Origin of the sequence: Pseudomonas sp. TWR1-1-3 (genome assembly GCF_049896805.1) — a bacterium.
GTDB classification, from domain to species: Bacteria; Pseudomonadota; Gammaproteobacteria; order Pseudomonadales; family Pseudomonadaceae; genus Aquipseudomonas; species Aquipseudomonas bubulae.
On sequence record NZ_JAFCUZ010000005.1, the window covers coordinates 57,848 to 74,583 of the forward strand.

Annotated in this window: 14 protein-coding genes; 10 read left to right on the forward strand and 4 right to left on the reverse strand. The window is 60.3% G+C overall.

Annotation, left to right across the window (positions count from 1 at the left end; genetic code table 11):
• Positions 1-5: 5 nt before the first annotated feature.
• The 4 genes from speA to ACP7BE_RS18780 form a co-directional block, all read right to left on the reverse strand.
• Positions 6-1,925, reverse strand: coding sequence for an arginine decarboxylase (gene speA / locus ACP7BE_RS18765; RefSeq protein ID WP_095001036.1), 1,920 nt, complete (start codon positions 1,923-1,925; stop codon positions 6-8).
• Between the two features lie 208 nt (positions 1,926-2,133).
• Positions 2,134-2,505, reverse strand: a complete 372-nt coding sequence (locus ACP7BE_RS18770) for a translation initiation factor Sui1 (protein WP_016783399.1) — start codon at positions 2,503-2,505, stop codon at positions 2,134-2,136.
• Between the two features lie 310 nt (positions 2,506-2,815).
• Positions 2,816-3,349: an NUDIX hydrolase gene (locus ACP7BE_RS18775; protein WP_095026017.1), complete on the reverse strand. Its 534-nt coding sequence runs from the start codon at positions 3,347-3,349 to the stop codon at positions 2,816-2,818.
• Between the two features lie 3 nt (positions 3,350-3,352).
• Positions 3,353-4,420, reverse strand: a complete 1,068-nt coding sequence (locus tag ACP7BE_RS18780) for a DUF2333 family protein (protein ID WP_095001034.1) — start codon at positions 4,418-4,420, stop codon at positions 3,353-3,355.
• A gap of 243 nt (positions 4,421-4,663) precedes the next feature.
• On the opposite strand from ACP7BE_RS18780, the gene ACP7BE_RS18785 reads away from it, so the two are divergent.
• The 10 genes from ACP7BE_RS18785 (at position 4,664) to fis (ending at position 16,690) form a co-directional block, all read left to right on the forward strand.
• A complete protein-coding gene (locus ACP7BE_RS18785) occupies positions 4,664-6,307 on the forward strand; it encodes a diguanylate cyclase (RefSeq protein WP_426106853.1) in 1,644 nt (547 codons plus the stop codon).
• 998 nt (positions 6,308-7,305) lie between these two features.
• Entirely contained in the window at positions 7,306-8,349 is a 1,044-nt protein-coding gene (locus tag ACP7BE_RS18790) for a methyl-accepting chemotaxis protein (RefSeq protein WP_411567437.1), read from the forward strand.
• A 156-nt stretch (positions 8,350-8,505) separates the two neighbouring features.
• On the forward strand, positions 8,506-10,272 hold the full coding sequence (locus tag ACP7BE_RS18795; protein WP_095024468.1) for a protein-disulfide reductase DsbD: 1,767 nt from the start codon (positions 8,506-8,508) through the stop codon (positions 10,270-10,272).
• Positions 10,273-10,402: 130 nt separating this feature from the next.
• Positions 10,403-10,858, forward strand: coding sequence for a type II 3-dehydroquinate dehydratase (gene aroQ, locus ACP7BE_RS18800; RefSeq protein ID WP_048360251.1), 456 nt, complete (start codon positions 10,403-10,405; stop codon positions 10,856-10,858).
• Positions 10,859-10,883: 25 nt separating this feature from the next.
• Positions 10,884-11,351, forward strand: a complete 468-nt coding sequence (gene accB / locus ACP7BE_RS18805) for an acetyl-CoA carboxylase biotin carboxyl carrier protein (RefSeq protein WP_426106855.1) — start codon at positions 10,884-10,886, stop codon at positions 11,349-11,351.
• A 17-nt stretch (positions 11,352-11,368) separates the two neighbouring features.
• Positions 11,369-12,727, forward strand: a complete 1,359-nt coding sequence (gene accC / locus ACP7BE_RS18810; RefSeq protein WP_095001029.1) for an acetyl-CoA carboxylase biotin carboxylase subunit — start codon at positions 11,369-11,371, stop codon at positions 12,725-12,727.
• Between the two features lie 272 nt (positions 12,728-12,999).
• On the forward strand, positions 13,000-13,878 hold the full coding sequence (prmA, locus tag ACP7BE_RS18815) for a 50S ribosomal protein L11 methyltransferase (protein ID WP_095019748.1): 879 nt from the start codon (positions 13,000-13,002) through the stop codon (positions 13,876-13,878).
• A 30-nt stretch (positions 13,879-13,908) separates the two neighbouring features.
• A complete protein-coding gene (locus ACP7BE_RS18820; protein WP_095020836.1) occupies positions 13,909-15,162 on the forward strand; it encodes a DUF3426 domain-containing protein in 1,254 nt (417 codons plus the stop codon).
• A gap of 197 nt (positions 15,163-15,359) precedes the next feature.
• Positions 15,360-16,373, forward strand: coding sequence for a tRNA dihydrouridine synthase DusB (dusB, locus tag ACP7BE_RS18825; RefSeq protein ID WP_095020812.1), 1,014 nt, complete (start codon positions 15,360-15,362; stop codon positions 16,371-16,373).
• Positions 16,370-16,690, forward strand: coding sequence for a DNA-binding transcriptional regulator Fis (gene fis / locus ACP7BE_RS18830; RefSeq protein WP_003439210.1), 321 nt, complete (start codon positions 16,370-16,372; stop codon positions 16,688-16,690). The genes dusB and fis overlap by 4 nt, the downstream gene beginning before the upstream one ends.
• Positions 16,691-16,736: the final 46 nt, after the last annotated feature.

A 16,736-nucleotide genomic window follows, 5' to 3' on the forward strand; every position in this document is an offset into this window, starting at 1 on the left:
GGGGATCAGTGGCTCGACAGGTACGACGAGCGGGTCAGGCCCAGGCGCAATGCGTCGAGGTACTGGGTACGCTCCTTGGCACTGATGCTGGCGCTGGCCACTTTGTCGCGGTAGTGGTTCATCAGCTCTTCAGGCGACAAGTGCACGTAGCGCAGCATGTCTTCGATGGTGTCATGGGTCTCGATACCGGCGTGGTACACGCTGCCGTCTTCGTTCTGGTAGATGTTCACCGAGTCGGTGTCACCGAACAGGTTGTGCATGTCACCGAGGATTTCCTGGTAAGCGCCCACCAGGAAGATCCCCAGCAGGTAGTCTTCACCTTCGTTCAGCCCGTGCACCGGCAGGCTGGTTTCGATGCTCTGCTCGTCGACGTATTGCTTGATCTTGCCGTCGGAGTCACAGGTCAGGTCTTGCAGCACGGCGCGACGCAGCGGCTCTTCGTTGAGACGATGCAGCGGCAGGATCGGCAGTACCTGGCCAATCGCCCAGGTGTCCGGCAGACTCTGGAACACCGAGAAGTTGCAGATGTACTTGTCGGCCAGCTTGTCGTTGAGCTCGTCCAGCACCTGACGGTGGGAACGCTGACGCGCTTTCAGCGAGTTGTGCAGGCGACGGCACACCGCGAAGTAGCACTGCTCGGCCAGGGCCTTTTCCGCCAGGGTGATTTTGCCATCAGCGTACTGGGCAGCGATATCGCTCATGTAGTGCGTGGCGCGCCAGTAGGTTTCGGTGACCATCTCAATGTCGGTCGGCCCCAGCAGGTCCACCAGCCATTGCACGGTTTCCGGCAGGCTTTCCTTGTTTTCGATCACCGGCACGTCGTCGTTGTGTTTCTCGACGTCGGTCACCTGCACCACCAGCATGGCGTGGTGCGCGGTCAGGGAACGGCCACTCTCGGAGAAGATGTGCGGGTGCGGCAGGCTCTGCGCATCGCAGAACTCTTTGAGCATACCCACGACCACACCGGCGTAATCGTCCATGTCGTAGTTGATCGAACTGGCGTTGCGCGAGTGGGTACCGTCGTAATCCACACCCAGACCGCCGCCCACGTCGATATGGTCAACCGGCAGGCCGAGGTTGCGCAGTTCGCCGTAATAGCGGATCGCCTCCTTGAAACCGTGCTGGTAGTCCGCCAGGTTGGCGATCTGCGAGCCCATATGGAAGTGCAGCAGGCGGATGCCCTGGTCCAGACCGGCCGCACGGAAGCGCTCAACCACCGACAGCAATTGCGCGGCAGAAAGACCGAATTTGGATTTTTCACCGCCGGTGTCGGCCCACTTGCTCGACGCCAGGGACGACAGGCGCACGCGCAGGCCAACCTGTGGCTTGACCTTGAGCGAGGCCGCTTCTTCGATCACCAGGTCTACTTCGGATTCTTTCTCGATCACGATAAAGACGTTGTGACCCAGCTTCTGGCCCATCAGCGCCAGGCGGATGAACTCACGGTCCTTGTAACCATTGCAGACGATGGTGCCGCCCTTGGGCGCCAGGGCCAGCACGGCCAGCAGCTCGGGCTTGGAGCCGGCTTCAAGACCGATCGACACGTTCTTGGTAGCGATGATGTTTTCGATCACCGCTTCCTGCTGGTTAACCTTGATCGGGTACAGCGCGGTGTATTCGCTCTGGTATTCCAGGCGCGCGATGTTGGCATCGAATGCGCCGGTCAGCTGGCGTACACGGTCTTGCAGGATATCCGGGAAACGCACCAGCAACGGCAAGGACAAACCGCTGGTCTTGCGCAGCTCGTCGACCTGCTCGTACAAATCGATGGGCGAGCTGTTCGGGCCGTTCGGACGGACTTCTACGCGACCGGCTTCATTGATCGCGAAATACCCGGCCCCCCAATGGCGAATCCCGTAAACACTGCGGCTGTCCGCAACTGTCCATTGGCTGCCATCGTCTTTGCGTGTGCGTCGTACGGACATCGAAGTCCCCTATAAATAAGTCAAATAGCCCAGCCTGAAAGCAGGCTGGCGCAGTCTAAAGTGTGAACGTGACGATTAGTCAGACCCTGACAATAGCGCCGAGTTTAGAAACCGGTGATAACAGGCTCTGTGAAAACCATGGCGAGCACGCTCTGACCAGCCTTCGAGGGGCGCCAGAACGGCTGTGCGGTGGCTTTCACAGAGGCTGCTAGCCGCCGGACTTCTTGGCTTTGAAACCGTGCTTGACCAGCTCGGCCAGCAGCAGTTCGACGTGGTCGCCCTGGATCTCGATGATGCCGTCTTTCAACGCGCCACCGGTGCCGCAGCGTTTTTTCAACGTCGTGGCCAGTTCCTTGAGTGCGTCTTCAGCCAACGGCACGCCGGTGATGGTGGTCACCGTCTTGCCGCCGCGGCCTTTGCTTTCGCGGCGCACGCGAGCGATACCGTCACCTTCGGGGATCAGGGTTTGTTTGCAGGTACAGGCGTCCACCGGCTGACGGCAGTCCGGACAGTGACGACCTGCGTCGGTGGAAAATACCAGGCCACCCAGGGCGGCGAAGGATGCGGCTTTTTTGGCCACCGGCAATCCTCATTCGGAGGACAAATAATTGGCCGGTGCCTGGCGCTGTTGCGCCAGGGTGTACCGACCGCGAAGCCCCACTCTGGCAGGGGCAGCGCAACTCAGGAGGGAAAACCGCCTGAGCCTGAAAAAGGTCGCGCAGTGTAACGACAAAATCGCTGCATCCCAATAGCCAATCGGCGGCATTTTTTAAAGCGCCAGCCACGAACTTGTGGGAGCGGGCTTGCTCGCGATGGGATCGCAGCGGTGCAACTGAAAAACCGGGTCGACTGAATCGCGAGCAAGCCCGCTCCCACAGGGGGAATCAACGTCAGCCCTGGGTCATATAACGCTTGAGCGCATCCAGTGAGTCAGGGCAGTAGTCCAGTTGCGTACTCAGGTGCAATGCCTCGGCCACCGGCATAAAGCACGCTTGCTGCACTTCCTCGGGCTGCACCTGCAACGGGCCGTCCCACACCGCTGAAAACACTGCGCACCACAGATGGTTTTGCGGAGCCTCGAAGTAAAAGCGCTCATGGGCCGTCAGCGGCACACCACTCACACCCAGTTCTTCGGCCAACTCACGGGCCGCCGATTCGGCGTAGGTTTCATTCACCCCGACCATGCCGCCCGCTGCCACATCCCAGAACCCCGGGTACAGCGCTTTGCTCAGGGTGCGTTGATGCACGCACAGCTCCCCGGCAGAGTTGAACAGCAAAATGAACGTACCTCGTCCAATCAGGCCGCGCTCGCGCAATTCATGACGGGGCAGACCACCCAGCAGGCGATCATCGCGATCCACCCAGGCAACTTGCTCGACATCAGAGGCCGCACGGTGTGCGGCCTCCAAGGCTGAAATGGCCATTGCTTAGCCTTGCGACAACAATTGACGCAAGTCCATGACCGCCGCGTTGGCGCGGGAAATATAGTTGGCCATGACCAGCGAATGGTTGGCCAGCACGCCATAGCCGCTGCCATTGAGGATCATCGGGCTCCAGACCGGTTCTTGCGCCGCTTCCAGCTCGCGAATGATCTGGCGCACGCTGACCGTGGCGTTCTTTTTCGCCAGCACATCGGCAAAGTCGACCTCAATGGCACGCAGCAAGTGTGACAGCGCCCAGGCCTGACCACGGGCTTCATAGAACACGTTGTCGATCTGCATCCACGGGGTTTCTACCACTTCTTCATCCACCACCGGCACCTGACCCGGTTGCAGGCTTTCGGTTTTCAGCGCGCTGTTGAGCTTGACCCGACCCACGCTGGCCGACAGGCGTTGCGACAACGAGCCCAGACGCGTGCCGACATCACCCAACCAGTTGTTGAGGTTGTCGGCGCGGGCATAGAACAGGGCGTTTTTCTGATTCGGGTCAGACAGGCGTGCCTGATAACGGCTCAGGGAATTGATGCCTTCCTGGTATTCGGATTCGCTGGACGGCAGCATCCAGCTTTTGTTGTCAAAGTTGAAACGCGGCTCGGCCTTGGCCAGATCGGCATCTTCCGCAGACTGCGACTGTGAACGGGCGAAGTCTTTGCGCAGGGCGCGGGTCAGGTCGCGCACCTGCACCAGAACGCCGTATTCCCAGCTAGGGATGTTGTCCAGAAAAATGCCCGGTGGAAAACGGTCATTGGACAGGTAACCGCCCGGCTTGCTCAGCAATGTGCCGGCCACGGTCTTGAGGGTTTCGACGGTGGTGAAGCCAGGCACCATCTGCTTGCCTTCTTTTTCGGCCGCCAATTGCGCGTTTTGCTGCACCGGGAACAGATCCGGCTCCTGGCTCCAGTACCAGCCCAGACCCAGGTTCACCAGCACAAAAATCCCTACCAGCACCGCGATGGAACGGCTCAGCAGGATGCTCTTGAAATAGCCACGCGACTGTATTTTGGGCTCTTTGACCGATTCGCGGGCTGTGCCCTCACGTTTTTTCCAGTCCAGCATGGCTATATCCTTTCATATGCTTGATTCAACGGTTCGACCACAACCCTAACCCATCGTGCCTTGCATGCACGCTTTTTATCTCAGGGGGCCACTACGCCCGGCACTATAGAACAAGCGCACAGGTGATGGGCAATATGGCTGCCCGACAGTTAATTTCAAGGAGAAACTCGTAGATTTGCAATGAGCTGCTAGCATAGAGCCATCATTCGATTTCAGCATGCCTCCCTACCCAGCAGCCAGGTTATGACCGAGCAAGAAGATCCCAGTCGCGAGCGTCTGAAAAACCACTTTGCCCAGCGTGTCACCCACCAGGCCCGCCAGATCCTTGAGATCTGGCAACGTCTGCAGGCCAATGAGTGGTCGCCTGCCGGCCTGGCCGAGCTCGACGACGCCAATTTGCGCCTGCTGCGCTTTGCCGAGCGCTTCGAGCAACCGGAGCATACCGCGCTGGCGCGGGCCATCGGCCTGGCGCTGCAGGACATGGCCGCCAACCAGAGCCGCCTGAGCAGCTCGATCATCACCAAACTCAATCGCCTTATGCAGCGCCTGTCACGCACCGGCCTGCGTCAGGGCGACTTGATGGGAAATATCAACCTGCCACCGCTGCGCAAGCCGGTGTATATCCTGCTGCAAGACCTGTCGCGCGCCGACCGACTAGCCAGGCAGCTGGAGTTTTTCGAGCTCAGCGCCCAGGCGATCAGCAGCCCGGCAGCATTTCGTCAGGCCATGGCCGAGCGTCATCCGGCCGCCATTGTGATGGACGTGGACTTTGCCAGCCCCGGTTTTGGCCTTGAACTGGCCGCCCAGGCCCAAGCCGGTCTTGAGCAAAAATTGCCGCTGCTGTTTTTCAGCCTGCATGAAACCGACACCCCGACCCGCCTTGCAGCGGTGCGCGCAGGCGGGCAGGCGTTTTTGACCGGCACCCTGGAAGCCTCCAGCCTGATGGAGAAAATCGAGGTGCTGACCTGTGTCGCCCAATATGAGCCCTACAAAGTGCTGATCATTGACGACTCCCGGGCCCAGGCGCTGCACACCGAGCGCCTGCTCAACAGCGCAGGCATTGTTACCCGCACCCTGATCGATCCGATCCAGGCGATGGCCGAGCTGGCAGACTTCCAGCCGGACCTGATCATCCTCGACATGTACATGCCCTCCTGTACCGGCACCGAGCTGGCCAAGGTCATCCGCCACAACGACCGCTACGTCAGCGTGCCGATCATTTATCTGTCGGCCGAAGACGATATGGACAAGCAGCTTGATGCCATGAGCGAGGGCGGCGATGACTTCCTGACCAAGCCGATCCAGCCGCGCCATCTGATCACCACCGTACGCAACCGTGCCGTGCGCGCCCGCCATCTCAAGGCGCGAATGGTGCGCGACAGCCTGACCGGGTTGTACAACCACACCCATATCCTGCAACTGCTCGAAGACTGCACCTTTCGCGCCCGCCGCGAGAACCGCCCCTTGAGCTTTGCCATGCTCGACCTCGATCACTTCAAGCACGTCAACGATGGCTACGGCCACCCCATGGGCGACCGGGTGATCAAGAGCCTGGCGCTGTTTCTCAAGCAGCGCCTGCGCAAAAGCGACTTTATTGGCCGCTACGGCGGCGAGGAATTCGCGATTGTGATGCCTGACACCGATCAAGAGTCGGCCTATAAGGTACTCAATCAGATTCGCCAGCGCTTTGCCGAAATCCACTACCCGGCCCAGCCCGCAGACCTGTCGTGCTCCTTCAGCGCAGGCGTGGTGCAGATGCAGGGCGAAGCCGACAGCCTGCAAATGGCCTCCCAGGCCGATGAGGCGCTGTACCGCGCCAAGAACAATGGGCGCAATCAGGTACAACCCTTTCACCAGACAAGGCCAATTGCCACTATTTGCCCCTGATCCCGAGTTTTCGTCACAACGCTGTAACTTAAGTGCAATAACTTTTGCCGCTTCTGACTGTGTAGTAGGCAAAATCCCACATGCGCCTCAAGCTGCTAACCAACCTCAACACGCTATTGCTGGTCGCCGTGTGCCTCGCGCTGGGTGCAACCTTGTGGTGGTCACAACAGGCCCTGGAACGCCCATTTTTGCTGATGGAACGCTACTTGAGCCTTTCGCAGCAGTTCCACAACACAGTGGCACGCAATATCGAGGACTACCTGGCCAGCGGTGACGCCCTGCGCCTGAGTGATGCCAACAGCGCCCTCGACACTCTCAAAAGCGAACTCACTCCTTTGCCGCCCGCACTGGCCGATGCACTGCGCCCCAGCCTGGAAAACCTCAGCACCTACAGCAATTCCGAACTGCTGGCCGCTGGCAAACTGGCCGGCGACCCCCAGGCCTTACTGCTACAGGCCGAACGCGAGCTGAGCGCCGGCCTGGAACAACTCGGCCAATATGCCAGTGACGCCACTTCCAACGAGGCCCGCGCTTATCTGCCCCTGCTATTTACTGCCTCGCAACACCTGGCCAAGCTGTCCCTCGCCCGCGAAAAACTGGTCAGTAGCGGACGCAGTGAACTGGCCGGCGATGTGGAACGTGAGCTAGACAGCATTGAGCTCCAGGCCAGGCAAATCGACGCCCTGCCCCTGCTGGGCGTGAGCAGTAAAAGTGCCTCGGGCACCGATGATTTTGCCGCGATGATGGGCCTTGATCCCACCGAAACAACCCAAGCCGAAGATGCAGGAATTGCTCTCAAGCGCGAACTTAACAGCCTGCTAAGCCGCTACCCCGCAGAACTCAAGCGCACCCGGGACCAGATCGAACAACGCAGCCAGCTCAGCGCCGCCACCCACCTCAAGCTCAACGCCGTACAGCAGGCCATTGCCGGGCTGGAGCCCGTTGTGCGCGCCGAACACGGGCAAATCCAGAATGAAGTGCGGCTGATCCAGGGCCTGATGATTGGCCTTATCCTGTTGATCGCACTCCTGATCGACACCTTGCAGCGCAAACTGGCGCGGGTACTGACCTACCTTGCACCGCTGCTGTCGACCTGGGCCGAAGGTGATTTCAGCCGCGACATTCAATTGGGTAAAACCAACCGGGAATTGCGTGATATCGAGGCGTCACTAAACCGCCTGCGCAGCTATCTGGTGAACCTGGTGGGCACCTTGCGCCTGAATGCCGAGCAAGTGGCCGGCAGCAGCCGGACCCTGGCCGAGCTGAGCTCCGGACTGCACAGCGGCGCTGAGCGCCAGGCCGGCGATAGCGCACAAATCCGCGACGCACTGGGTGAGCTGGAGGCCACCATTTCCCAGGTGGCGGGCGACGCCAGCCAGGCTGCCGATGCCAGCCGCAGTGCCGGCCTTGCGGTGGCCCAGGGGCAACGGGTGATTGGCCAGAGCCTGACCGGGCTGCATGCCCTGGTCGGTGAAGTACAAGGTAACGCGCAAACCATCGAACGCCTGGCCGAAGAGTCGGCCACCATCGGTGGCGTGTTGACGGTGATTCGATCGATTGCCGACCAGACCAACCTGCTGGCCCTGAATGCCGCTATCGAAGCGGCCCGCGCCGGTGAAATGGGCCGCGGCTTTGCCGTGGTCGCGGAAGAAGTGCGCTCGCTGGCACAGCGCACCGCAGGCGCGACCAACGAAATCCAGACCCTGATTGGCGGCCTGCAACTGGCCGCCCGCCAATCGGTTGAGGGCATCCGCGCACAAGTGACCCACGCGCAGGCGACTGCCCAGCAGGCACAGGATGCCGACGGTGCACTGGATGAAATTGTCGACGCGATAGCCACCATCTCCACTACCGCCGTACGCATCGCCGACGTCACCGCCCAGCAAACCGGGGCGGTGAGCGAGATTCGCGACCACAGCGAGCGCATTCACGTGCTGGGGGACGAAAACCTGCAACGCATCGGCATTGCCCGCGACCAGAGCCAGCAGCTACTGACGCTGGGGTCAGAACTCAACACCGCGGTGCAGGCGTTTCGGGTGTAACCCGCCCCCCTTGTGGGAGCGGGCTTGCTCGCGATACCGACGACTCGGTCTACCTGCATGACCACGGTGATGCAATCGCGAGCAAGCCCGCTCCCACACACCCACATACCCATGCACCGCGCTATCATGCCCGCACGTTTGCTTTGCGAGATTCCTATGCGCCGCCTGCTTTTGCTCCTGTGTCTGCTGTTTGCCGTGCCTGCCATGGGCGCGGGCTTGCTGGATAACCGCCCCAGCGCAACCCTGGGCGCCATCAACAACAGCAGCGACTTTCTGCCAGTACGCGAAGCCTTCAAGCTCAACCTCATCAGCAGCACACCCGAGTCGATCAAGCTGCGCTTCGTGCCCACCGAAGGCTATTACCTGTACCGGCACAAGTTCGCCTTCAAGACCGAACCCGCCGATATCGCCCTGGGCACCGCGCAACTGCCTCCCGGCGAAGCCAAACACGATGAGTACTTTGGCGATGTCGAGGTCTATCACGGCATTCTTGACGTCGATATCCCGCGCCCGGCCAAAGACCAGCGCCCCTTCACCCTGGTGGTCACCTACCAGGGCTGTGCCGACAAGGGCCTGTGCTACCCGCCGGAAACCGAGCGCCTGAGCATCGATGGCGGCACAGCCACCAGCACCGGCGAACCGGCAACCGCGTGGAACTGGCGCGAACTGGCGCTGTTTTTCCTGGCCGGCCTGGGCCTGACATTTACTCCCTGCGTACTGCCGATGCTGCCGATTCTGTCGGGCGTGGTGTTGCGCGGCCAGGTGGGCGGGCTGCGCGGTTTCAGCCTGTCGCTGGCCTACGTGCTGCCGATGGCGGCCTGCTTTGCCCTGCTGGGCGCCTTGATGGGCATGTTCGGTGCGCAACTCAATTTGCAGGCACGTTTGCAATCGGTGTGGGTGCTGGTGCCTTTCGCGCTGTTCTTCGCCATTTTCGCCCTCGCCATGTTCGGTGTATTTGAACTGAAACTGCCGCAAGCCATCAGCAATCGCCTCGACCGTGTCGCCAATCGCACCCAGGGTGGCTCGCTGTGGGGCGCGGCGGTGCTTGGCGTGGTCTCCAGCCTGCTGGTTTCTCCTTGTGTATCGGCGCCGCTGGCCGGGGCGCTGCTGTATATCAGTGCCAGTGGCGATGCGCTGGGCGGAGGCTTGAAACTGTTCGCCCTGGGCCTGGGGATGGGCGCACCGTTGCTGTTGGTCGCAACCGGTGGTGCGGCCTGGCTGCCAAAAAGCGGACCGTGGCTGGTCAGTGTGAAAAACGCGATTGGCGTACTGCTGCTCGGCCTGGCAATCGGCCTGCTCAGCCGCGTGCTGCCCGGGCCGGTCACGCTGCTGCTGATCGGCGCGCTGGCGGCGGGTGTCAGTTTGTTTCTTGGCACCCTCGAGTTCACCAGCAAAGCCCCGCGCCAGCGTCTGGCTCAACTGCTGGGCCTGTTTTTACTGATCTATGCCTTGGCCTGCTGGTTTGGCGCCCTGAGCGGTCAGAGCGATCCGCTCAACCCCATCGGCCATTCCCAACCGGTTGCCAGCGCCGCAAATGGTTCTGCAGTACCAGCAGGCCAATGGCTCACTGTCAGCACCCCGGCCGAACTGGACAGCGCACTGGCCCAGGCCAAAGCCGCTGGGCAACCACTGTTGCTGGACTGGTACGCCGACTGGTGCATCAGTTGCAAAGTGATCGAACATGAGGTGCTGAATAACCCCAGGGTGCTGGATCTGCTCAAGGGTTACCGACTGGTGCGTTTCGATATGACTGCCAGCAATGCCGAACAACGCGCCCTGCTCGATCACTACAAATTGTTCGGCCCTCCGGCACTGATGTTCTTCGGCAAGGAGGGAGCCGAAATAAGTGACCAACGGGTCATCGGCGAGATCAATGCCGCGGACTTCGCCGAACGTGTTGCGATCGCGAATGACCAGATCTAGAGCCTCAGTCACAAACTTTTCGCGAACATCGGTCATCGTGCTGGCTATTGCAGTTAACTGGACAGCGAATCCGCTTTTCGGCATAGTCGCCCGGCACTGACAACTGCACACAGATAATAAGGAACAGCAGATGGCGACTTTCCTGGTACTACACGGCCCCAACCTGAACCTGCTCGGCACCCGCGAGCCGGGCGTCTACGGCGCTACCACCCTGGCGCAAATCAATCAGGATCTGGAACAAAGGGCCCGTGATGCCGGCCACCATTTGCTCTACCTGCAAAGCAACGCCGAGTATGAATTGATCGACCGCGTACACGCTGCCCGCAACGAAGGCGTGGATTTTATTCTGATCAACCCGGCGGCTTTTACCCACACCAGCGTGGCATTACGTGACGCGCTGCTGGCGGTGAGCATCCCATTCATCGAAGTGCATTTGTCTAACGTGCACAAACGCGAACCTTTCCGCCATCACTCCTACTTCTCCGACGTTGCGGTAGGTGTGATCTGCGGCCTTGGCGCCAGCGGTTATCGACTGGCCTTGGAGGCCGCCCTGGAACAGCTTGAACTACAAGCTAAACGCCCCTGACCGACCCATTGGGAGTTGACGATTCATGGATATCCGTAAAGTTAAGAAACTGATCGAGCTGCTGGAAGAGTCCGGCATCGACGAGCTGGAAATCAAAGAAGGCGAAGAGTCCGTACGTATCAGCCGTCACAGCAAGACACCTGCCCAGCAGTACTACGCGCCAGCCCCAATGCAAGCGCCTGCTGCAGCGCCAGTGGCTGTTGCCCCGGTTGCCCCGGTTGCCACCGTGACCGAAGCGCCTGCTGCACCGAAACTGAACGGTTTTGTGGTCAAGTCGCCAATGGTCGGTACCTTCTACCGCACCCCGGCGCCTACCTCGCCTGCCTTCGTTGAAGTGGGCCAGACCGTCAAGGTCGGCGACACCATTTGCATCGTGGAAGCGATGAAAATGATGAACCACATCACCGCCGAAAAAGCCGGTGTTATCGAATCCATCCTGGTAGAAAACGGTCAGCCGGTTGAATTCGACCAACCGCTGTTCACCATCGTTTGAACCACGGGGAGCCAACGATGTTGAAGCCTCAGAAGCTGGAAAAAGTCCTGATCGCCAACCGTGGCGAGATTGCTTTGCGCATCCTGCGGGCGTGCAAGGAAATGGGGATCAAGACTGTCGCTGTGTACTCCACTGCCGACAAAGAGCTGATGCACCTGGGCCTGGCAGACGAAACCGTCTGCATCGGTCCGGCACCGGCCAACCTGTCTTACCTGCACATTCCGGCCATCATCGCGGCCGCGGAAGTGACCGGTGCCACGGCGATTCACCCGGGCTACGGCTTTTTGGCTGAAAACGCCGACTTCGCCGAACAGGTCGAGAAATCCGGTTTTGCCTTCATCGGCCCGAAAGCCGACACCATTCGCCTGATGGGCGACAAGGTATCGGCCAAGCACGCCATGATCGCAGCAGGCGTTCCGACCGTTCCAGGTTCTGACGGCCCGCTGCCGGAAGACCCTGAAACCGCATTGCGCATTGGCCGTGAAGTCGGCTATCCGGTAATCATCAAGGCCGCTGGCGGCGGTGGTGGTCGCGGTATGCGCGTTGTGCACCGTGAAGAAGACCTGATCGAAGCTGCCAAACAGACCCGCGAAGAAGCCGGCGCCTGGTTCAGCAACCCGATGGTCTATCTCGAGAAATACCTGACCAATCCGCGTCACGTGGAAGTTCAGGTCATTTCCGACGGCCAGGGCAATGCCATCCACCTGGGCGACCGCGATTGCTCGCTGCAACGTCGTCACCAGAAAGTGCTGGAAGAAGCTCCGGCACCGGGCATCGACGAAACCGCACGCGCCGAAGTTCTGGCACGTTGCGTTCAGGCCTGCGTGGACATCAACTACCGCGGCGCGGGTACTTTCGAGTTCCTGTACGAGAACGGTCGTTTCTACTTCATCGAGATGAACACTCGTGTGCAAGTAGAGCACCCGGTGTCCGAAATGGTCACTGGCATCGACATCCTCAAAGAGATGTTGAGCATCGCAGCCGGCAACAAGCTGTCCTTCACCCAGGCTGACGTGAACATTCACGGTCACTCGCTGGAGTGCCGGATCAACGCGGAAGACCCGGCGACGTTCATGCCGAGCCCTGGCATGGTCAAGCACTTCCACGCTCCGGGCGGCAACGGCGTTCGCGTCGATTCGCACCTGTACAGCGGCTACAAGGTTCCGTCCAACTACGACTCCCTGATCGGCAAGCTGATCACCTGGGGCTCGACCCGTGACGAAGCCATGGCGCGCATGCGCAATGCCCTGGACGAAATCGTGGTCGACGGGATCAAAACCAACATCCCGTTGCACCGTGATCTGGTGAATGACGAAGGCTTCTGCAAAGGCGGCGTCAACATTCACTACCTGGAACACAAACTGGCTAACCAGTAAGTTTGTATTCTGATCAACAAAGCCGCTTTCGAGCGGCTTTGTTGTTTCTGCAAGGCAGGCAACTGCCCTTGTGGAAGCGGGCTTGCTCGCGGTGGCCTCACACGGGCCAACCTGCCAGACCAGGTCGCCTGTATCGCGAGCAAGCCCGCTCCCACCAGGGATCCGTTGCATTCATCGTTTTTTGATTACCCCCCATGCCTACGCTCGCGTAAACTTGCGCGCTTCTCGCGGCCCGACCGGCTGCACACTCCAATTTTTCAAAGGTGCCCGCCATGCCTTGGCTGCAAGTACGCCTCGCCATCAGCCCGGAACAAGCCGAAACCTACGAAGACGCGTTCCTCGAAGTCGGTGCCGTTTCGGTTACGTTCATGGACGCCGAAGACCAACCGATCTTCGAACCTGAGCTCAACACCACCCCGCTGTGGTCGCACACCCATTTGCTGGCACTGTTCGAAGGCGGCACCGAAGCCGAACTCGTACTCTCCCATCTGGAACTGCTGACCGGTTCGCCACTGCCTGAGCATCACGCCGAAGTGATCGAAGACCAGGACTGGGAACGCAGCTGGATGGACAATTTCCACCCGATGCGTTTTGGCCAGCGCCTGTGGATCGTGCCAAGCTGGCACGCGGCTCCCGAGCCGGATGCCGTCAACCTGCTGCTCGATCCGGGCCTGGCTTTCGGCACCGGCACCCACCCGACCACCGCCCTGTGCCTGGAATGGCTGGACGGTCAGGACCTGAAAGACTGCAACGTACTGGACTTCGGCTGCGGCTCGGGCATCCTCGCCATCGCAGCCCTGTTGCTGGGAGCCAAGGAAGCCGTCGGCACCGATATCGACGTGCAGGCGCTGGAAGCCTCACGCGACAACGCCAACCGCAACGGCATCGACCCGGCCCTGTTCCCGCTGTACCTGCCGCAAGACATGCCACAAGTGCAGGCCGATGTCGTGGTCGCCAACATCCTCGCCGGCCCACTGGTTGCTTTGGCCCCGCAACTGTCGAGCCTGGTCAAACCGGGTGGTCGCCTGGCACTGTCGGGCATCCTCGCCGAACAGGGCGAAGAAGTGGCCGCCGCTTACGCCCAGGACTTCGATCTGGACCCGATTGCCAATCGCGATGGCTGGGTGCGCATCAGCGGCCGTCGGCGCTAGAATGAAACCATGCCCAATCCGGATGGCCGCATGAGCGATAGCTTCGTTACCCAGTGCCCACATTGCCAGACCAGTTTTCGCGTCAGCCACGCCCAGTTGGGCATGGCGCGCGGTGTGGTGCGCTGTGGCGCCTGCCTGCAAGTGTTCAATGCCGCGCAGCAGTTGCTGAACCAGAGCACTGAAACAGGGCAGCCGCCCGCCGTGGAGATGCCCGTCGTCGCCGCGCCCGAAGTGATCGAACCTGCCCCTGTCGAAGTACCTGCCCCAACCGTGCCGGTCAACCCGGCACCGTGGCAGACCAGCACGATCGATCTCGACCATCTGGATCTGGACGAAGAACTGGCCAAGCTCGAAGAGCGTGAAATCCAGCCCAGCAAAAGCTTTGGCCAACCGCACAAGCCCAAAACCACGTCGCTAAGCGCTCGTCGCGAAACCTCTGACGCAGAAGAAGGTGAGTGGTCAGACAGCCTGTTCAGCGAATCTGCGGCAGACCGCGCCGAATCCGCCAAGGTTGCCGGGCAAGCCGCCGAGATTGCGCAAACCGGACGCACCGAGCCGTCATTGTCACTGGACCTCGATGAACCCGACGATACCCCGCCGCTTCAGCTTTCCCTGGACGACGACCTCGAACCGCCGCTGACAGGCGAACGACTGTCTGCCACCGAGGACGAGGACGACGCACTCCCTGAGCCTGCGCCCGTCAGCAAGGACAGACGCAAACGCAATGAACCGGCCATGGGCGAAGACCCGCTGATGGATCTGGTGGACGATCCGCTGCAGCTGGACTGGCAAAAACGCCGTACGCCCTGGGGCAAACGCCTGCTCTGGAGCTTGCTGGTACTCCTGGCCGCAGCCGCACTGGCCGGGCAGTACATTGCCAACCACTTCGACGAACTGGCACGCCAGGACCAGTACCGCCCGATCTTCCAGCAGCTGTGCCCGCAGATCGGCTGTACGGTGCCCTCCAAGGTCGATATCGACCGGATCAAGAGCAGCAATCTGGTGGTACGCAGCCATCCGGAATTCGCCGGTGCGCTGGTGGTGGATGCAATCCTCTACAATCGCGCACCGTTCTCTCAGCCCTTCCCGCTGCTGGAACTGCGATTTGCCGATCTCAACGGCAAAATGATCGCCAGTCGTCGGTTTAAACCTGGCGAATACCTCAGCGGTGACTTGGCCAAAGCCGAAATGCCACCGCAAACCCCTATCCACATTGCTCTGGACATCCTCGACCCGGGCCCCAAGGCCGTGAACTACAGCCTGAGTTTTCACTCGCCCGAATGAGCGGGTTTCGCACAAGTTGCTAGCTTTAAGCTGTAACCGACACGTTTAAAGCGCACCGGCTTGCCGCTTGACCCTTGAAACTTGCTGCTTATTGTTCAAAATTCACTCAATTGCAGCTTTAACCAGTCATCGAGAGCGGGTATCATGCCAACCCTTTTTCGAACTCCCAAGATCCGGCCCCACAACAGGGAAGTCCTATGTCGGCGGTACGCATCGGCCCATATACATTGAACAACGGTTTGATTCTCGCCCCCATGGCGGGTGTCACCGACCAGCCCTTTCGTCAGCTTTGCCGACGCATGGGTGCAGGCCTGGTTGTTTCGGAAATGGTCACCAGTGACATGAGTCTCTGGAACAGTCGCAAATCGCGCCTGCGCATGATTCACGACGGTGATCCCGAGCCACGCTCGGTACAGATCGCCGGCGGTGATGCGCAAATGCTGGCAGACGCCGCCAGAGCCAATGTGGAGCTGGGCGCACAGATTATTGATATCAACATGGGTTGCCCGGCAAAGAAGGTCTGCAACAAGGCCGCCGGCTCCGCGTTGCTGAAAGACGAAGCACTGGTAAACGAGATCCTGCAGGCCGTCGTGGCTGCGGTTGATGTGCCGGTTACCCTGAAGATCCGCACCGGCTGGGACCGGGACAACAAGAACGGCATCACGGTGGCAAAGATCGCCGAACAAGCCGGGATCAGCGCACTGGCGGTGCACGGCAGAACCCGTGCCGACCTGTACACCGGTGATGCCGAGTACGACACCATTGCCGCGATCAAGCAGGCCGTGTCGATACCGGTGTTTGCCAACGGCGATATCGATTCACCCCAAAAGGCCCTGCACGTGCTGAGCGCGACCGGGGCTGACGGACTGTTGATTGGCAGGGCGGCCCAGGGGCGGCCCTGGATTTTCCGCGAAGTCGATCACTTTCTGCGTACCGGGCAACTGCTGCCGGCACCGGAGATGATCGAAGTGGAACGTATTCTGCTAGAGCACCTGGCTGCATTGCACACCTTCTATGGGGAGGTGCTGGGCGTACGTATCGCCCGTAAGCATGTCGGGTGGTATCTGGCAACCTTGCCGGGCGCCAAGGAGTTTCGCGCCCACTTCAATCGTTTGGAAGATACGGAAGCACAATGCGCCAACGTTCAGGCGTTTTTCGCCGAACGACACAAGAGCCTGGTGACAGGGGACGAAGGATGGGTGGCCGCATGACGATGATGACCGAGACATTAGTGAGTGGAACAACGCCCGTGAGCGACAACGTCAACTTGAAACAGCACCTCAATACACCGAGCGAAGAAGGCCAGACCCTTCGCGGGAGTGTCGAGAAGGCGCTGCACAATTATTTCGCCCATCTGGAGGGCGCTGAAGTCACGGACGTCTACAACCTGGTACTTTCCGAAGTCGAGGCTCCCCTTCTCGAGTGCGTCATGAACTACGTCAAGGGCAACCAGACCAAGGCCTCCGAGCTGCTGGGCCTCAATCGCGGCACCTTGCGCAAAAAGCTCAAACAGTACGATCTGCTGTAAGCATTCAATCAAACCTGAAAGGCGTCCTGATAAAACAGGCCGCCTT

Bases quoted from the DNA above. Each gene is read 5' to 3' on its own strand.
- accC (WP_095001029.1), top strand. From the start codon at position 11,369: ATGTTGAAGCCTCAGAAGCTGGAAAAAGTCCTGATCGCCAACCGTGGC.
- speA (WP_095001036.1), bottom strand. From the start codon at position 1,925: ATGTCCGTACGACGCACACGCAAAGACGATGGCAGCCAATGGACAGTT.
- ACP7BE_RS18820 (WP_095020836.1), top strand. From the start codon at position 13,909: ATGAGCGATAGCTTCGTTACCCAGTGCCCACATTGCCAGACCAGTTTT.
- ACP7BE_RS18795 (WP_095024468.1), top strand. From the start codon at position 8,506: ATGCGCCGCCTGCTTTTGCTCCTGTGTCTGCTGTTTGCCGTGCCTGCC.
- accB (WP_426106855.1), top strand. From the start codon at position 10,884: ATGGATATCCGTAAAGTTAAGAAACTGATCGAGCTGCTGGAAGAGTCC.
- prmA (WP_095019748.1), top strand. From the start codon at position 13,000: ATGCCTTGGCTGCAAGTACGCCTCGCCATCAGCCCGGAACAAGCCGAA.
- ACP7BE_RS18785 (WP_426106853.1), top strand. From the start codon at position 4,664: ATGACCGAGCAAGAAGATCCCAGTCGCGAGCGTCTGAAAAACCACTTT.
- aroQ (WP_048360251.1), top strand. From the start codon at position 10,403: ATGGCGACTTTCCTGGTACTACACGGCCCCAACCTGAACCTGCTCGGC.
- ACP7BE_RS18780 (WP_095001034.1), bottom strand. From the start codon at position 4,420: ATGCTGGACTGGAAAAAACGTGAGGGCACAGCCCGCGAATCGGTCAAA.
- ACP7BE_RS18790 (WP_411567437.1), top strand. From the start codon at position 7,306: ATGATTGGCCTTATCCTGTTGATCGCACTCCTGATCGACACCTTGCAG.
- fis (WP_003439210.1), top strand. From the start codon at position 16,370: ATGACGATGATGACCGAGACATTAGTGAGTGGAACAACGCCCGTGAGC.
- ACP7BE_RS18775 (WP_095026017.1), bottom strand. From the start codon at position 3,349: ATGGCCATTTCAGCCTTGGAGGCCGCACACCGTGCGGCCTCTGATGTC.
- dusB (WP_095020812.1), top strand. From the start codon at position 15,360: ATGTCGGCGGTACGCATCGGCCCATATACATTGAACAACGGTTTGATT.